16 protein-coding genes are annotated in these 16,264 nt (G+C 68.6%); 7 read left to right on the top strand and 9 right to left on the bottom strand.

Features of this window, described 5'->3' with window-relative positions:
* Positions 1-19 precede the first annotated feature (19 nt).
* Genes DIZ26_RS32405 through DIZ26_RS32390 form a run of 4 tightly spaced genes read right to left on the bottom strand, consistent with a single transcriptional unit; the run spans position 20 to position 3,055 of the window.
* Positions 20-1,081: an ABC transporter ATP-binding protein gene (locus tag DIZ26_RS32405; protein ID WP_112248368.1), complete on the bottom strand. Its 1,062-nt coding sequence runs from the start codon at positions 1,079-1,081 to the stop codon at positions 20-22.
* Complete coding sequence (gene modB, locus DIZ26_RS32400) at positions 1,078-1,887, bottom strand: molybdate ABC transporter permease subunit (RefSeq protein WP_112248367.1); 810 nt, start codon at positions 1,885-1,887, stop codon at positions 1,078-1,080. Before modB ends, DIZ26_RS32405 begins: the two co-directional genes overlap by 4 nt.
* Positions 1,884-2,648 carry a molybdate ABC transporter substrate-binding protein gene (gene modA / locus DIZ26_RS32395; protein ID WP_112248366.1) on the bottom strand — a complete coding sequence of 255 codons (765 nt, stop codon included), beginning with the start codon at positions 2,646-2,648 and terminating at the stop codon, positions 1,884-1,886. Before modA ends, modB begins: the two co-directional genes overlap by 4 nt.
* Entirely contained in the window at positions 2,648-3,055 is a 408-nt protein-coding gene (locus DIZ26_RS32390; RefSeq protein ID WP_232828756.1) for a helix-turn-helix transcriptional regulator, read from the bottom strand. Before DIZ26_RS32390 ends, modA begins: the two co-directional genes overlap by 1 nt.
* Before the next feature lie 53 nt (positions 3,056-3,108).
* On the opposite strand from DIZ26_RS32390, the gene DIZ26_RS32385 reads away from it, so the two are divergent.
* Entirely contained in the window at positions 3,109-5,052 is a 1,944-nt protein-coding gene (locus DIZ26_RS32385; RefSeq protein ID WP_112248364.1) for an acyl-CoA dehydrogenase family protein, read from the top strand.
* The gene (locus tag DIZ26_RS32380) at positions 5,045-5,662 is read left to right on the top strand and encodes a hypothetical protein (RefSeq protein WP_112248363.1); all 618 of its coding nucleotides are present in this window, start codon (positions 5,045-5,047) and stop codon (positions 5,660-5,662) included. Before DIZ26_RS32385 ends, DIZ26_RS32380 begins: the two co-directional genes overlap by 8 nt.
* Positions 5,663-6,094: 432 nt before the next feature.
* Here the strand turns inward: DIZ26_RS32380 and DIZ26_RS32375 are convergent, their stop codons facing one another.
* Complete coding sequence (locus tag DIZ26_RS32375) at positions 6,095-6,733, bottom strand: response regulator (RefSeq protein ID WP_112248362.1); 639 nt, start codon at positions 6,731-6,733, stop codon at positions 6,095-6,097.
* Positions 6,721-8,667: a sensor histidine kinase gene (locus tag DIZ26_RS32370; RefSeq protein ID WP_198676393.1), complete on the bottom strand. Its 1,947-nt coding sequence runs from the start codon at positions 8,665-8,667 to the stop codon at positions 6,721-6,723. Before DIZ26_RS32370 ends, DIZ26_RS32375 begins: the two co-directional genes overlap by 13 nt.
* 137 nt (positions 8,668-8,804) lie before the next feature.
* Here DIZ26_RS32370 and DIZ26_RS32365 point away from each other — a divergent pair, with 137 nt between their 5' ends.
* A complete protein-coding gene (locus DIZ26_RS32365; RefSeq protein ID WP_112248360.1) occupies positions 8,805-9,119 on the top strand; it encodes a hypothetical protein in 315 nt (104 codons plus the stop codon).
* A gap of 50 nt (positions 9,120-9,169) precedes the next feature.
* Here the strand turns inward: DIZ26_RS32365 and DIZ26_RS32360 are convergent, their stop codons facing one another.
* Complete coding sequence (locus DIZ26_RS32360; RefSeq protein ID WP_198676392.1) at positions 9,170-11,686, bottom strand: bifunctional FO biosynthesis protein CofGH; 2,517 nt, start codon at positions 11,684-11,686, stop codon at positions 9,170-9,172.
* Between the two features lie 90 nt (positions 11,687-11,776).
* On the opposite strand from DIZ26_RS32360, the gene DIZ26_RS32355 reads away from it, so the two are divergent.
* The 4 genes from DIZ26_RS32355 (at position 11,777) to DIZ26_RS32340 (ending at position 15,127) form a co-directional block, all read left to right on the top strand.
* Positions 11,777-12,340 carry a TetR/AcrR family transcriptional regulator gene (locus DIZ26_RS32355; RefSeq protein ID WP_112248358.1) on the top strand — a complete coding sequence of 188 codons (564 nt, stop codon included), beginning with the start codon at positions 11,777-11,779 and terminating at the stop codon, positions 12,338-12,340.
* 70 nt (positions 12,341-12,410) lie between these two features.
* The gene (locus DIZ26_RS32350; protein ID WP_232828755.1) at positions 12,411-14,303 is read left to right on the top strand and encodes an FtsX-like permease family protein; all 1,893 of its coding nucleotides are present in this window, start codon (positions 12,411-12,413) and stop codon (positions 14,301-14,303) included.
* A 148-nt stretch (positions 14,304-14,451) separates the two neighbouring features.
* Positions 14,452-14,784, top strand: coding sequence for an SH3 domain-containing protein (locus DIZ26_RS32345; RefSeq protein WP_157979878.1), 333 nt, complete (start codon positions 14,452-14,454; stop codon positions 14,782-14,784).
* 22 nt (positions 14,785-14,806) lie between these two features.
* Positions 14,807-15,127, top strand: coding sequence for an SH3 domain-containing protein (locus DIZ26_RS32340; RefSeq protein ID WP_112248356.1), 321 nt, complete (start codon positions 14,807-14,809; stop codon positions 15,125-15,127).
* Between the two features lie 54 nt (positions 15,128-15,181).
* On the opposite strand, the gene DIZ26_RS32335 is transcribed toward DIZ26_RS32340, so the two are convergent.
* Together DIZ26_RS32335 and DIZ26_RS32330 are read right to left on the bottom strand one after the other, a co-directional pair.
* Positions 15,182-15,682, bottom strand: a complete 501-nt coding sequence (locus DIZ26_RS32335) for a DUF2867 domain-containing protein (protein WP_112248355.1) — start codon at positions 15,680-15,682, stop codon at positions 15,182-15,184.
* 9 nt (positions 15,683-15,691) lie between these two features.
* A complete protein-coding gene (locus DIZ26_RS32330; RefSeq protein WP_112248354.1) occupies positions 15,692-16,243 on the bottom strand; it encodes a TetR/AcrR family transcriptional regulator in 552 nt (183 codons plus the stop codon).
* Positions 16,244-16,264: the final 21 nt, after the last annotated feature.

Below are 16,264 nucleotides of genomic sequence, written 5' to 3'. Positions count from 1 at the left end.
GCAACCGGCCGGTGCGTGGTCAACTCGGGTAGGTCTGGATCTCGGTGGCTTTGAGGGTCGCGTGCAGGTGTTGGCCCGGTGTGAGGCGGAGTTCGGCGACGGCTGCGGGGGTGATGTCGGCGAGGAGGGTGCCCGGGCCGGCTGGTGAGGCGTCGAGACGGACGCGGACGGTGTGCGCGTGCTGTTCGAGTCCGGTGACCACCGCCGGCCACGTGTTGCGGGGGCTGCCGGCCGGCTGCTCGGCGTAAAGGCTGATGGCTGACGGCGGGAACGCCACGTGGACGCCGCCGGAGGTGGGTGCGGCGATCGTCAGGGAGCCGCCGCCGCTGAGCGCGACGGTGGTGCCCTGGGCGGTGCCGCGGTAGAGGTTCAGGCCGACCAGTTGGGCGACGTACTCCGTCCGCGGCCGGCGGGCGATCTCGGTGGGAGCGCCTTCCTGGACGACCCGGCCGTGTTCGACGATGACGAGCCGGTCGGCCAGCACCATCGCGTCGAGCGGGTCGTGGGTGACGAGCAGAGTGCGGCCCTGGTACCGACGGAGGTGCTCGCCGAGCTCAGCGCGCACGTGCAACGTCGTACTTGCGTCCAAGGCGGCCAGGGGCTCGTCCAGGAGGAGCAGTTCGGGCGTGGTGGCGAGCGCGCGGACCAGCGCGACCCGCTGCGCCTGGCCGCCCGACAGTGAGCGTGGGCGCGTCTTCAGGTGATCGCCGAGGCCGACGGTCTCGAGCCAGCGGGTCGCTGCGGCGCGGGCCGAGTGCTTGTCCGTACCGCGAGCCCTGAGGCCGAAGGCGACGTTCTCCAAGGCACTCAGATGGTCGAACAGCAGGTAGTCCTGGAACACCACACCGATCGGGCGGTGGTCGGCCGGGCGGAACACTCGCGGCGGCTCGTCCCAGACCTCGTCCCCGAGCCGGATCCGGCCGTCGGTGAGCGGTAGCAACCCGGCGATGGCACGGAGTGCGGTGGTCTTGCCTGCGCCGTTCGGGCCGAGCAGCGCGACCACCTCGCCCGGATCGACGCTGAGTTCGAGGTCGAGCCTGAAGGCAGCCCGGCTGACCTGCAGGTCGGCGTACAGGGTCATCTCAGACCGCTGATCCAGCGTTCGCGCAGACACGCGAGTACGACGACGGAGACGGCCAGCAGTACGACGCTGAGCACCACTGCGACGTCGGGGTCGGTCTCCAGGGCGAGATAGACGGCCAGCGGCATCGTCGTCGTACGGCCGGGAAGGTTGCCCGCGAAGGTGATCGTGGCGCCGAATTCGCCGAGTGCCCGAGCCCAGCACAGTACTGCGCCTGCCACGACGCCCGGCGCGATCGAGGGCAGCGTGACTCGACGGAACGTGAGCCAGCGTCCTGCGCCGAGCGTGGCGGCCGCTTCCTCGTACCGCGGGTCTGCCGCGCGCAGGGCGCCTTCCACCGAGATCACCAGGAACGGCATCGCCACGAAGGCCTCCGCGACGATCACGCCGGCCGTGGTGAACGGCAGAGAGAACCCGAACCAGAGGTCGAGGCGCTCGCCGATCAGGCCGCGTCGCCCGAGGACCAGCAACAAGGCGACACCGCCCACGACCGGCGGCAGGACCAGTGGGACGGTCACCAGTGCACGGATGAGTCCGCGGCCAGGTAGCTCAGCCCTGGCGAGCAGCCAGGCCAGCGGAACACCTAGGAAGAGACAGAGCGCAGTGGCGGCGCTGGCACAGAGCAGGGAGAGCTTGAGGGCCTGCCCGACGTCGGCACTGAACAGACGTGAGGGCAGCGTCGACCAGGGCGCTTGTGCGAGCAAGCCGAGCAGAGGGACGAGCAGGAAGGCGAGACCGAGCAGCGCAGGCAGCAGGAGGATCAAGGGCACGCGGCCGCCGATCCTCCTGCTGCCGCGAGGACTCATGGCGCGTCGAAGCCGGCTGCGGTGAGGACGGCTTTGCCCTGGGCGGACAACACGTAGTCGACGAACGCTTTGGCACCGTCCGGGTTCTTCGCCTTGGTCAACGTGGCGATCGGGTAGTCGTTGATCGCCTTGTCGGCCTCCGGGAACTCGATCCCCTCGACCTTGCTCTTCGCGGCGAGCACGTCGGTCTTGTAGACCAGCGCCGCATCGACCTCGCCGAGGCTGACCTTGGTGAGGGCTGCCTTGACGTCCTGCTCCAGGCTGTCCGGTTGAGCGACGATCCCGGTGGCGTCGAAGACCTTCTTGGCCGCCGCACCGCAGGGCACCTGAACCGCGCAGACGGCGATCTTCTTGTCCTTGTCGGCGAAGTCCTTCAGGCCGGTGACCTTGCCCGGATTGCCCTTCGGGACGGCGATCTCCAGCTTGTTCTTCACGAACGTGGTCGCGGTGCCCTTGCCGGTCACCTGGTCCATGTTCTTCGGCGCGGCCGAGGCGAACACATCGGCCGGAGCGCCCGAGTTGATCTGTTGCGCGAGCGCCGAACTCCCCGCGAAGTTGAAGACGACCTTGACGCCCGGGTGGGCGGCCTCGAAGTCCTTGCCGAGCTGGGTGAAGGCGCCGGTGAGCGAAGCGGCCGCGAAAACCGTGACCGTTCCGGCGGGCCCCGCGGTCGACGAAGCCGGTACTTCGTTGCTGCCGCAGGCGGCGACGGCGAGCGCGGCAACTGCGGTCAGGGCGACGGCGACGGTACGGCGGAACATCAGGACTCCGGGATCTCGACGACGACGTGGGTGGACTTGATCGAGGCGACGGCGATCACACCCGGCTCCAGCTCCAGCTCGTCCGCGGCCTCGCGGCTCATCAGCGAGACGACGCGGAACGGGCCGGCCTGCAACTCCACCTGTGCCATCACCCCGTCCTTGACCACCCGCGTGACGATGCCGCGCAGGCGGTTCCGCGCCGAGGCGGCCGTCGTCGTACCGGGGTCCGGGGACTCGGCCAGCTTCTGGGCGAACGCCGCCAGCTCGCGGCCGTCGATCGCCATCCGTCCGGCGTCCTGGACGGCCGGCAACCGGCCCTGCTCGATCCAGCGCCGGACGGTGTCATCGCTGACCCCGAGCAGCGCGGCCGCCTCACTGATCCGCAAATTCGGCACAAATGTGATCATAGCGCCGTATCTGCGGATGGCTCGCGGCCGTTGTCCCGGCATAGGTTTGGATCATGAGCGCGACGGGGCTGCGGGACTATCTGGACGGGCCGTACAAAGCGGCGCGGGATGTCGTCCGGGAAGGGCTGGCCGAGCATGCCGACCTGCTGGACGCGGGGCTGCGGCTGACCCGCGACGAGTACCGCGACGAGGTGCTCGCGATGCTGCAGCAGATCACCGCGGACGGGCATCCCGGCCGCGGCTTCCCGAAGGAGTACGGCGGTCAGGGCGACCTCGGCGGGTTCATCGCCGGCTTCGAGACGCTGGCCTTCGGTGACCTGTCGCTGATGGTGAAGGCGGGCGTCCAGTTCGGCCTGTTCGCCGGCGCGATCCTGCACCTCGGCACCACGCGGCATCACGAGGAATACCTGGCCGACGCGATCAACGGCCAGCTGCTCGGCTGCTTCGCGATGACCGAGACCGGGCACGGCTCGAACGTCCAGGCGCTCGGCACCACCGCGACGTACGACCCGGCCACCGAGGAGTTCGTCGTCCACACGCCGCACGAGGGTGCGCGCAAGGACTACATCGGCAACGCGGCCAGGCACGGCCGGATGGCTGCGGTCTTCGCCCAGCTCGTCGTCGGCGGCGAGAGCCATGGCGTTCATTGTCTGCTGGTCCCGATCCGGTCCCTCGACGGCGACCCGCTGCCCGGCGTGACCCTGAGCGACTGCGGACCGAAGCTCGGCCTGAACGGCGTGGACAACGGCCGGATCGTCTTCGACCACGTCCGCGTACCCCGTACCGCGTTGCTCGACCGGTATGCCCAGGTAGATGCCCAGGGCACCTATACGAGCGAGATCGAGAACCCGGACCGCCGCTTCTTCACGATGCTCGGCACGCTCGTCCAGGGCCGCGTCTCGGTCGGCGGCGCCGCGATCAACGCAAGCAAGGTGGCGTTGACGATCGCTGTCCGGTACGCCGGCCGGCGGCGGCAGTTCGGCGCGCCCGGCAGTGCCGACGAGGCGCTGCTGCTCGACTACCGGATGCACCAGCGCCGCTTGCTGCCGTTGCTGGCCCGGACCTACGCGCTGCACTTCGCCCAGGCCGAGCTGGTCGAGGAGTTCGTCCGTCTGTTCGGCGAGGCACGGGACGGGGCCGCCGAGAACGACGAGCACGACCGGCGGGCGCTCGAGGCACAGGCGGCCGGGACGAAGGCGCTCGGCACCTGGCACGCGACGGAGACGATCCAGATGTGCCGGGAGGCCTGCGGCGGCGCCGGGTACCTCGCGGAGAACCGGCTGGCCGCACTGAAGGCGGACACGGATGTGTTCACCACCTTCGAGGGCGACAACACCGTCCTGTTGCAGCTGGTCGCGAAGGGTCTGCTGACCAACTACCGGGAGTCCTTCGGCAAGCTCGACCCGCTCGGGACCGCCCGGTTCATCGCGGCGCAGGCGGTCGAGATCGCGGTGGAGAAGACCGCGCTGCGAAGCCTGGCCGAGCGGCTCCGCGACGTGGTGCCGAACCGGAACGACGCGGCCGACCCCGACGCCGGCCTCCGCGACGACGCGTACCACTGCGGCATGCTGCGGTTCCGGGAAGAGCACATGCTCGCCGGAGTAGCCCGCCGGCTGAAGGCGGGGATCGACTCCGGGATGGAGCCGTTCGAGGTGTTCAACCGGTGCCAGGACCACGTGATCGCGGCCGGGCGAGCACACGTCGACCGGGTCGTCCTGGAGGCGTTCCTGGCCGGAGTACAGCGTGCTCCGGCCGGCGAGGTGCGGGAGCGCCTGAAGGAGTTGTACGACTTGCACGCGCTGGCGACGATCGAGGCCGAGCGCGCCTGGTACATGGAGCACGGCCGGTTGTCGGGGCCGCGGTCGAAGGCGATCACGGCGCTGGTGAACGAGCTTTGTGCCCAGGTCAGGCCGTACGCCGGCGACCTGGTGGACGCGTTCGGAGTACCGGGCGCGGCGGTGGATGTGCCGATGGTTGTACCGTCACAGCATGAGTGAGCCGATTGAGCCCGCGTCGGCCGCCGAGGCCGCCCGCGAACTGGCGAGGGTGTTGATGGAACAAGCCGACGCCCTGGACCTGCACGACCTGCGGGCCACCACGGCGATCGAGAACGTCCGGGTCCAGGCCCGGGTGCTCGCCGACGCCGTGCACGAGCGGGGCTGGGGCGACATCTTCCTCGGCATCGACTCCTACGACCCCGACGAGCTGGACGACCTGCCGCTCGGCCCGGACGACTTCGACGACCCGGCCGACTACCGGGAGATGGTCGAAGGCGCGGACCTGGACGAACTGGACGAACCGCTGGTCCCCGAGAACGGGATCCGGCTCAGCTACCAGGCCCGGTACGACTTCGTGGTGACCGATCCGGAGGCGTTCATCGCCTACGTCCGCAGCCGCGCCGACGAGGCCCAGAACGACGAGGTCATCGACGACATCGAGGACGCCCGGTCGGCGTTCGAACTGCTCGGTTACCTGGACGGCCTCGGCTCCAAGGACTACGACGGTGTCGGGCTCAGTCCGGCCGGTGGCGAGGAGTCGCACAAGGTCGTCGAGTTCTCGCTGTGGGACATGGACCCGACCCGGCGGGACGACACCTACCCGTACTGATCGCCTTGCCAGGTTGTGGTTGTGAGCTCAACCGTTGCCTTGGAGAACGACCTCATTGTTGTTGCGGCAGGCAACTTCACCACGAATAGTGAGCAGCTGTACACGAAGCGTCGCCTTACTCAAGATCAATGCAAATGTTTGAACCCGCGAGTAGCGACGGCTTCGGCGGCCATGGCACCGTTCAGTTGTCGGCGACGGACGGGTCGCTGACACAGGCTCTAGGAAGTGCCGCGGCCCTCCCGTCCGGAACCGGACTGTACCTCCCCTGCCGGTTGCGGAATGAGACGGCGGCACCTTCCTCCTTCGGGGCCGACCGCCCTCTCGGGGCAAAGCAAGACGCCGGCCGTGTCGCCGGGGTGCCGGTCGCCAGTGAGGTGGCGACCGACACCCGACACGGCCGGCGTTTCTTTCTGTGCTTGCCGGGCTGAGAACTCAGGCCGTCAGGTGGGCCAGGACGGCGAGTACGCGGCGGTGGCTGTCCGGGGTGTCGTCGATCCGCAGCTTGTTGAAGATGCTTCGCATGTGCGTCTCGACGGTGCGTTCGGCGAGCACGAGCCGGTCCGCGATCGCGCTGTTCGACAGTCCTTCCGCGACCAGCGCGAGTACTTCGCGTTCGCGGATCGACAAGGCGGTCAGCGGATCGTTCACCCGGGTCGGCGTGACGAGCGCCGCCACGATCGCCGGGTCCAGCGCGGAGCCCCCGGCCGCGATCCGGCGCATGGCGTCGAGGAAGTCGGCAACCCGTAGTACCCGGTCCTTCAGCAGGTAACCGAATCCGCCGGTCGCGACGAGTTCCACCACATGGTTGGTCTCCACGTGCTGGGACAGCATCAGGATCGGCCGGGCCGGGTTCTCGGCACGCAGGGCCTTGGCCGCCCGGGCACCGTCGTCGGTCATCGTCGGCGGCATCCGTACGTCGATGATGGTCAGGTCTGGCTCGACCTCGGCGACGGCCTGGATGAGCCCGTCGGCGTCCGCGACCGCGCGGACGACCTCGTGCCCGTTCTCGACCAGCAGGTGGCTCAGACCCTCACGAAACAAGGCGGAATCCTCGCCGATCACGACGCGCACGGGATCTCCGCCCTGATCGAGGTGCCCGCGCCGGGCGGGCTGTCCAGCGTCAACGAGCCCCCGACCGACGCGACCCGGTCCCGTAGCGAGGTGAGCCCGAAGCCTTCCTGGGCGCCGCCGATCCCGTCATCGCGGACCAGGACTCGCAGCCGTTGCCCGAGCTGCTCGACCTCGATCGAGATCCGGGTCGCACGCGCATGCTTCAGCGTGTTCGCGATCGCCTCACCTACCGTGAAGTACACCGCCGTCGCCACCCCCTCGCCGACCTGGAGCTCCGGCACGACCAGGTCGACCGGCACCGAGCTGTCCTGGACCAGCCGCCGCAGCGCCACCGCGAGCCCGTCGTCCAGCCGGCTCGGCCTCACCCCGTGCGCGATCCGCCGCAGCTCTGCCACGGTCTGCTCGAGCGATTCCACCAGCTCGTCGATTTCTTTGTACTGCGTGGCGCCGAGTCGATGCTGCAGCAATCTCAATCGCATGCCGACGGCAATCAATTGCTGTTGGGCGCCGTCGTGCAGGTCCCGCTCCAGTCGTTGCCGTTCGACCGTCACCGCCGCCATCAATCGCGACCGGCTGGCCCGTACTTCGGTGAGTGCGTCCTGCAGTTCCAGTCGCAGCCGGCTCACCTCGATCGGCAAGCGCGCCTCGACCGCCGCCTCCCGGGCGCGCCTGATCCGGCGGGCCGATGTCGCGCCGAGGACCAGCGCGCCGACGGCCGAATCGCTGGTGGACAAGGGAATCGCACCCGCCGGAAGATCGAGCACCTGGCCCGGGCGCTGCAGGATGACCCGAAGCTCGGGGTCGCCGAGAGCTTTCCGCAGTACGTCCTGGATCTGCTCCGGCTCGGCCTGGCCGTCGCGCACCCGCCGGACGAAGTCCTTGATCTGGGCGATGGCTGTCGTTCGGTCCGGATCGACCAGGCGGCCGACACCGCGGTGCAGCCAATGGAAGAGCGGGAGCAGGAGCAAGGCCGTGACGAAGGCGGCGCTGGTCACGCCGGCCCGCTGCTGTCGCGGGAAAAGGGTGTCGACGGCAACGACCACGCCGGCGAAGATCGCGGCCGAGACGATCGTGGTGATCAGCCAGCTGACCGTCGTACCGAAGAAGCGGTCGATGTCCAGCAGGTCGTGGCGCAGGATCGCGACGGCGATCGCGGCCGGGACCAGGAACAGCATCGCGACCAGGAAGCCCAGGTAGGCAACCTCACCCGGTAGCCCGGCGGCGATCGCCAGCCAACTCGTTGCCAACAGCACCGGTACGCTGATCGCCGCGCACATCAGCCAACGCAACCGGATCCTGTCCAGCTCGCGGCCTCGGCGGTATCGGACCACCAGGCTGACGCCGACTGCCAGCAGGATCGCGATCAACCCGGCCATGGCCACCACGATCAGCCCGGCCCGTAGCGGCGCGGGCAGCACGAACGGCGGCTTGCCGGTCACTCGCTCGGGCTCGGGACTGGCCGAGAAGTTGTCGATGTCGGTGGCGATGACGAAGTTCACCAGCGCGAGCCAGACCGGTACGGCGATCGCGATCGTGCGCCACCTGCGACCGGGGAGCAGACCGTCCGGGAACACCAGGACCAGGATCGCGAAACCGAGGAACAGCCAGGTCCAGACCCCCGCCGCCGCGACTTCGACGGTGCGGGCGCCAGGCCACGCGTAGGCGGTGTGGTAGCTCGATCCCCAGTCCTCGACGGCGAAGACGACCGACGGCAACGCGCCGGTCCAGGCCAGCGCGGGACCGATCGGGCTCGCCGGGGCCCGAACCGCGACCAGCCAGCCGAGCAGGATCGACGGCAGCAGGATCGCTGCCGCCACCGGAAGTTCGCCGCTGGACCCGATCGAGGCGGGCCCGTAGGCCAGTGCCGCGCGAACGACAAGGCCCGCGACGTACGCGACTGACGCGGCGGTCACCCACCCCAGTGGCCTGGTCACAGTCACATCATCACCCCGGCCGGCGCGACTGCGCATCAGTGCCAGCACTTGGTGGGGGTGCCGCGCTGGCACGGATGCCGGCCGGGTGGTGCGGGCGGGAGCGTAGGCGGTGTCAGTACTTCGAGGAGGGGATTCCCATGGTTGCCATCATCACCGTCCTGTTCGCGTTTCCGCTCGGTTACTTCCTGCGGAACCGCACGTCGGCCTACCTCGTCTACGTGGCGATCTACGCCTACTCGTTCACCTTCCAGACGCTCTATCTACTCCGGTCGTGGGTCGGCGACAGCGCCCAGGCCTTCCCGCGCGACCCCGACGCACCTCCCGTCGGCTACCTGGCCGTCACCGCGGGTATCTACGCCGTCGGCTTCGTCCTGATCACCGTCGCCCACCGGCTCGCCACCAAGCGGCGCAGCCGCTCCACCGCCCCGGTCGACCTCGACGCGACCCGCTGATTCCCCGGCCGGCTGCCACCACCGAGGGGGAGGCGGCAGCCGGTCATCGGTCAGGCGAGTTCGAGTTCGGTGACCGGGCGGGCCGGGACGTCGCCGTACGTCGTGGTGCGTTGGCGGGCGGGGCGGTTGGCTGCGGTGGCCATCGCGGTGAGTTCTTCGATGGACTTGCGGGAGCCGTGTTTCGAGCCGGCCATCCGGCTGATGGTCTCCTCCATCAGGGTGCCGCCGATGTCGTTCACGCCACCGTTGAGGACGGCGACGCAGCCGTCGACGCCGAGCTTGACCCAGGAGCACTGGATGTTGTCGATCCGGCCGTGCAGCATGATCCGCGCCATCGCGTGCACCGCGCGGTTCTCGTCGTACGTCGGGCCCGGGCGGGCCACGCCGGCCAGGTAGATCGGCGAGTTGGTGTGGATGAACGGCAGCAGCACGAACTCGGTGAACCCGCCGGTCTCGTCCTGGACCGCAGCGATCGTGCGCAGGTGCTGCACCCAGTGGTGCGGCGAGTCCACGTGCCCGTACATCATCGTGGACGACGACGGCAGTCCCACCTTGTGCGCGGTCGAGATCACCTCGATCCAGCTTGCCGTGGGCAACTTTCCCTTGGTCAGGATCCAGCGCACGTCGTCGTCGAGGATCTCGGCGGCCGTCCCGGGGATGCTGTCCAGCCCGGCCTCCTTCACCGAGATCAGGAACTCCTCGATCGACAGCCCGGTGCGTACCGAGCCGTTGACGATCTCCATCGGCGAGTACGCGTGGACGTGCATCTGCGGCACCCTGGACTTCACGGCCCGCACGAGATCCGCGTACGCCGTACCGGGCAGGTCGGGGTGGATACCGCCCTGCATGCAGACCTCGGTCGCGCCGATCACCCACGCCTCTTCGGCGCGCTGGGCGACCTCGTCCATCGACAGCGAGTAGGCGTCGGCATCCGTTCGCCGCTGGGCGAACGCGCAGAACCGGCAGCCGGTGTAGCAGACGTTGGTGAAGTTGATGTTCCGGTTGACGACGTAGGTCACGTCGTCGCCGACGACCTCCTTGCGCAGGTCGTCAGCGATGTGGGCGAGTTCGTCCAGCGCCGGGCCGGTGACGGTCATCAAGGTCAGCGCCTGCGCGTCGGACAGGCCGGCCGGGTCATCGGCCGCGGCAGAGAGGGCCGCCTTCACGTCCGCGTCGATCCGCTCGGGGCTCGATTCACCCGCGCGGCGAGCGGCGACGTCTTCACGCAGTACGTCCCAGTCCCCGTACGCCGCGTCGAAGTCCGAGCGAGTCTCCGTACGACGTCCTTCGGTGTCGATCGCGGTGTGCAGATCGGTACGCCCGACGCTGTCCCAGCCGCCGTCGGGTTCCTGCCAGGGCAGGCCCTTCGGGTATGCGTCTTCATTCGCCAGCCCGGTCTCAGGATCGACCAGCGCCTCGACGTGTGAGATCAGCCGCGGGTCGAGCCAGGGCTCACGCAGGTACTCCGGGTGCGCGGTCAGCCTTTCCCGCAAGGTGAATCCGGCGGACGCGGTCACCTTGGTCAGGTCGTCGAGCTGTGGCCACGGACGCTCCGGGTTCACGTGGTCGGGCGTCAGCGGCGACACTCCGCCGAAGTCGTCCACGCCCGCGTCGAGGAGCAGCTTGCATTCGGCCAGATCGACGAGGTTCGGCGGTGCCTGGACGCGCATCCGCGGGCCGAGCACGATCCGGGTGACCGCGATCGCGGCCAACCACTCGTCCAGCGGGATGTCCGCGTCGTTGCGCATCGCGGTGTCCGGCTTCACCCGGAACCCTTGGATGATGACTTCCTGGATCCCGCCGTACTGCCGGGCGATCTTGCGCAGCGCGAAGATCGAGTCGGCCCGCTCCTCGAGGTTCTCGCCGATACCGACCAGCAGGCCGGTGGTGAACGGAACGTTCGAGCGGCCCGCGTCTTCCAGGACACGCAAGCGGATCGCCGGGTCCTTGTCCGGCGAACCGAAGTGCGGCTGACCCTTCTCCTCGAACAGCCGGCGCGAGGTGGTCTCCAGCATCATCCCCATGCTCGGCGCGACCGGCTTCAATCGCTGCAGGTCCTGCCACGACATCACGCCAGGGTTGAGGTGCGGCAGCAGGCCGGTCTCTTCGAGCACGCGGATCGCCATCGCGCGGACGTAGTCGAGGGTGCTGTCGTAGCCGGCTTCCTCGAGCCACGTCTTCGCCGCGTCCCAGCGGTCCTCGGGTGCATCGCCGAGCGTGAACAGCGCTTCCTTGCACCCGAGTGCCGCGCCCTGCCGGGCGATCTCCAGCACCTCGTCCGGGCTCAGGTACGGCGAGTGCACGCGGCCCGGCGTGGTCGCGAAGGTGCAGTAGTGGCACCGGTCGCGACACAACCTGGTCAGCGGGATGAACACCTTCTTCGAGTACGTGACGACTCCAGCGCGGCCCGCATCGGCGAGGCCTTGGTCCCGGACTCGTGCGGCCGTCGCCATCAGGGCGGTCAGGTCATCGCCGCCGGCTGCCAGCAACACCTCGACCTCGGCCGGATCCAGCGTCTTTCCGTCGTCGGCGCGCTTGAGTGCGCGGCGCATCGCAGTAGTCGTCACGGCGACGAGCCTATGTCGCGTTTCCGGCCGGTTCTGCCGATTTCGGAGCCGAAAAACAATTAGTACGTCTGTCTTGATAGTTTGTTGTTTGTGCAGGTCAGAGGCACTACCAGACGCCCGGACGGACGACGCGAGCGGGGCCGCGCCCGGCGCACGGAGCTGCTGATCGCGACCCTGGCGGTGATCGAGCGAGCCGGTGTTGCCGGGGTCAGCCATCGCGTCGTCGCGGCCGAAGCGGGAGTTTCACTGTCCTCGACGACCTACCATTTCGCGAGCCTCGACGAACTGCTGGTGGCCGCGCTGACCTGGGCTGCGGAGGACCTGGCCGCCGAGTTGCAGGAGCGGGTCAGCGAGCTCGGCGCCCGCCCGGCCGACGAGCTGGCGCGGCTCATCGAGCATTGCCTGGTGTATCGACGGGGACGCACGCTCGCGGAGTACGAGCTCTATCTCCTGGCCGCTCGGCGACCTGCGTTGCGCGAGGCGGCTGCTGCCTGGCTCGAGCCGTTGACGCAGATCGCCCGGAGCTTCACCAGCGACCCGCACAAAGCGAGTCTGCTGGTCGCCGCGCTCGACGGAATTCTCTTGCAGGCTTTGATCGGCGCGCGGGAGTTCGACCGGGCCGACTTCCACGCTTTGCTCGCAGTACTGAGGTAGCGCGGGCGATACCCACGATCGGGCGCGCGGGCCAGCGAGCGGGCGACGGTTGGCTGGTTGGGTTGGCGGCATGCTGAGGTTGTCGCTGGGCGCGGTGCGGGATCGCTGGCAGTTGTTCGCGGGCGCCGTGGTGGCGGTGGCTCTCGGCGTCGGCCTGGTCCAGTCGGGGTTGCAGGTGCTGGCGGCGACGGATCGGCCGGAGCTGCCGCCCGGGTTGTCGAAGTTCGACCAGGCGCGGATCCGGGAGGGGTACGTCGGGGCCGCGACGCTGCTGGGGATGTCGGTCATGCTGGCCGTGTTCCTGACAGTGTTCGTCGTGAGCACCACCTTCGGGTTCACGGTGGCGCAGCGACGACGCGAGCTCGCGTTGCTGCGTCTCGTCGGAGCTCAGCGGGGGAGTCTCCGCTGGATGTTGCTCGGCGAAGCGCTGATCCTCGGTGTGTTGGGGACCGCAGTAGGTGTCCCGGCGGGGCTGCTCGGCACCTGGGCTCAGTCGAAGCTGCTGATCCAGCTCGGCATGCTGCCGCCATGGTTCCGTGCACCCTGGGCCACCGGGTCGATGGAGGCCGCTGCGATCGTCGGGATCGGTACGGCGTTGGCGGGCGTTCTCGCGGCGGCCTGGCGGGCCTCGCGGATCGCACCGCTCGAGGCGCTCACCGAACTGCCGGAAGGGATGCCGGTGATGACGGGATGGCGGTGGTTCTGGGGACTTTCGGCCGCCGGTTGCACCGTAATACTGGTGATCACAGCCCAGGCTGCCCGAGATTTCGTTGCTGGGTTGATGATCGGGCTGGTGGTGATGATCAGCGGCTCGGTCGCGTTGAGTCAGCTGAGCCCGATCGCCGTCCCACTCGCAGGACGCCTGCCGGCGTTGCTGCTTCGCGGCAGTCTGGTGGCGGAACTGGCCCGCGCGAACGTCCTGTACGCTGTACGCCGAAGTGCTGCTACTGCTGCTCCGTTGATCGTGCTGGTCGGGCTCCTGGTCGGGTTGTGGGGCACCTTCGGGTCGCTCGCCAAGGCGGTCGGGGAGGAGCAGCGGCAATTGATCACCGCGGACCTCGTCGTCGGTTTGGACGTACCGGCCTCGCCCGAGATCGCGGTCGCGTCGCCGCAGACCGTCGTACCGGTGACCGTGATTCGTCAAGCAGGCAAGCGGAAACAGACCGTGTACTCCGAAGCGGTCGGCATCGACTGGTCGGCGTACCAGCGCACTCATCGCCTCCGGCCGCGTAAGGGTTCGCTCGACCGGCTGGTCGGCCGGACGATCGCGATCGGTCCCGGGATGAGTGCCGAGGGGTACAAGCTGGGCTCGACCGTGACGGCTGTGATCGGCACCCGGCGCCTGCCACTGAAGGTGGTCGCGATCATGCCGGAGACCCTCGACGTCGGTGACAACTTCTTCGTACCGCGTGCACTGATTGGTGAAGGGCGCACCGAGACATTGGTGAAGGTTGCTCCGGGCAATGATGTTCGAGCCGTCGCGCACCGGCTCGAAGCCGGCGGCGAGGTCCGGACGGTCGCCGAGTGGGCCGAAGCGCGCGGCGAGGCTCAACAACGCGGAAACACCGGTATCTTCGCCGTCCTGATGGGCCTGGCCGGTGTCTACGCCGCCGTTGCGGTCGTCAACGCCGTCGTGATGGCCGCTGCGGACCGTCGGCGTGAGTTCGCGCTGACCCGGATGGCCGGCCTCACCCGCGCCCAGGTCGTCGCCGTCGCGCTGATCGAATCCCTGACCGTGGTCGTGATCGGCGTCCTCCTCGGCTGCTTGGTCGCAGCCGCGGCCCTTGCAGGAGTCGCCACCGGTACCGCGAACACCTACGGCGTCGTCGTCCTCGCAATCCCCTGGCGACTACTCGGCCTGATCCTCGGCAGCGCCCTCCTGGTAGTCGGCGGCACCGCCGCCGCAACAGCCTGGACCGTCACCCGCCACCAACCGGTCTCGCTGCTGGGTGGGCGGGAGTGAGTGGCCCGCTCTTCGCAGTGCGTTGAAATGTTTGACACCACCCGGCCTGAATGGCAGCAGAAAATGCTTCGAGGCTTTGCGAAAAGTGCACCCACGCCGGGGCCCGAGTCGTCTTTCGAAGTGAGAGATATCCGACTCGGAAGGACTCATGATGATTTTCCGTGCAACATCGGGCCGTCGTGTGGCTCGTACCGTGGTGCCCGCCCTGGCCGCCGGAGTCTTCGCGCTCACGGCGACCGTCACCTCGGCAACCACCGCCTCGGCGAGCACCAGTTCCGCCGACGACATCGGGGTGAACTGCTTCATCACCGACAACAACGTCAACTACCGGTCCGGCCCCGGGACTCAGTACCCCTCGTACGGCCAGGTGAACAGGGGACAGGGCTTCTGGGTCTACGGAAACAGCGGCCGGTGGCTCCACGGCAACCTCTGGGGTGGCCGCGCCGATGTCTGGATCTACGGCGACTACTGCTCCAGCTGACCTGCAAGCGAAAGGGAGTGAGATGAAGACCAAGCTGTTGAGAATTCTCCCAGTGGCGGCGCTCGGTCTGGCTGCCGCGACGATGACCGGCGGCGTCGCGCAAGCCGCCGTACCGACTGCTGACACGGTGGTGGCGTCGCCGGACACCGTGCAGTCGTGTCACATCAATCAGAACAACGTCAATTACCGCTCGGGGCCTGGGACGCAGTACCCGTCGTACGGGCAGGTGCACGCCGGTCAGCCGTTCGACGGCAGAATGTCGACCTCGGGCGGCTGGATCCTCGGGAACCTGCCGGGAATCCGTAACAACGTCTGGATCCTGGGCGACTACGTGACCTGCTGAAGCTGCTGAGCTGAGGCGGGCCTGGTGGAGTCAGCTCACCAGGCCCGTCCTGCGTCAGCGGTAGGTCTTCAGGGCTGAGTGGATCATGCTGTGCAGGACGAGGTGGTGGAACGGCTGGATCGCGGCGTAGTAGAAGCGGCCGACCGGGCGGAGGAAGTGGACAAGGGTGACGACCTTGAACTCGCGGGTGGGAGAGGCGTTGTCGGTGATGAAGGCGAGGTAGCCGATCAGGTGGTTGTCGGTGACCTTGAGAAGCAAGTAGTGGTCTTCCTCGCCCCGCACGACTTCGAAGAACGCCGCCGGAGCTCCGGGTGTGAAGCTGATCGTCTCCGGCTGGACCCGCGGCCGCGGCGGGAGGCCGGCCGTGTCCAGCTTGAGTGCCTTGGCCAGGACGAACCGGGCAGCGAACAAGGCCTTGATCCACCACGGCGAAGGACCGAGCGCTCCGGCGACGAACTCGCGCAGGCTCACGGTGCCGGTCGCGGTCTTCACGTCGACCACGTCGGCGGTCGGTAGGAGATCGGCCAGTTCGGGCAGGTCAGTGCGGACGGTCATGTGTGCCTCCTAGAGCAGCGACTTACCGGTGGCCAGTCGCAAGGTGTCGGCGTACAGCGCGCGCAGCCGGTCGGAAGGGAGCGGCGGCAGCACCTGCTCGGCGCCGATGAGGATCAGATACAGCAATTCGGCGAGCCGGTCCGGAGCGATCAGGCTGCTCTGCAGCCCACGGCAAAGCTTCTGCAGGTACTGCGTGCGCGTCCGATCCACGCGCTCCTGTGCCTGCCGCGCCTCACAGTCCTGTAAGGCCCAGGCCCGGACCGCGATCTCCAGCCTCGAGTCCTCCGGCCCGGCCAGGACGAGCTCCATCAGCCGGACCAGTTTCACCTCCGCAGTGGCGTCCGGATCCTCTTCCACGGTGTCGATCAGCCGGGTGGTGAACAGTGCCTCGAAGTGCTCGAGCAGCGCCGTCCGGAACCCGCCCACGCCGCGGAAATGGTGGTAGTACGAGCCTTTGCTCAGGCCTAGCTCGGTGGTCAGCCGGTCGATGGTCACGGCCGGCGCCCCCTCGTCGGCCAGCAGCCGCAGGCCCGCGTTCAGCCAGTCCGCCTTCGTCGCCATGCCATGAACATACCATACCGT

The organism is Kribbella monticola (assembly GCF_003261635.1).
In the GTDB taxonomy this organism is placed as follows: Bacteria; Actinomycetota; Actinomycetes; order Propionibacteriales; family Kribbellaceae; genus Kribbella; species Kribbella monticola.
The sequence above is the reverse complement of the archived record's forward strand: the minus strand, read 5'-3'. Positions and strand labels throughout refer to the sequence as shown.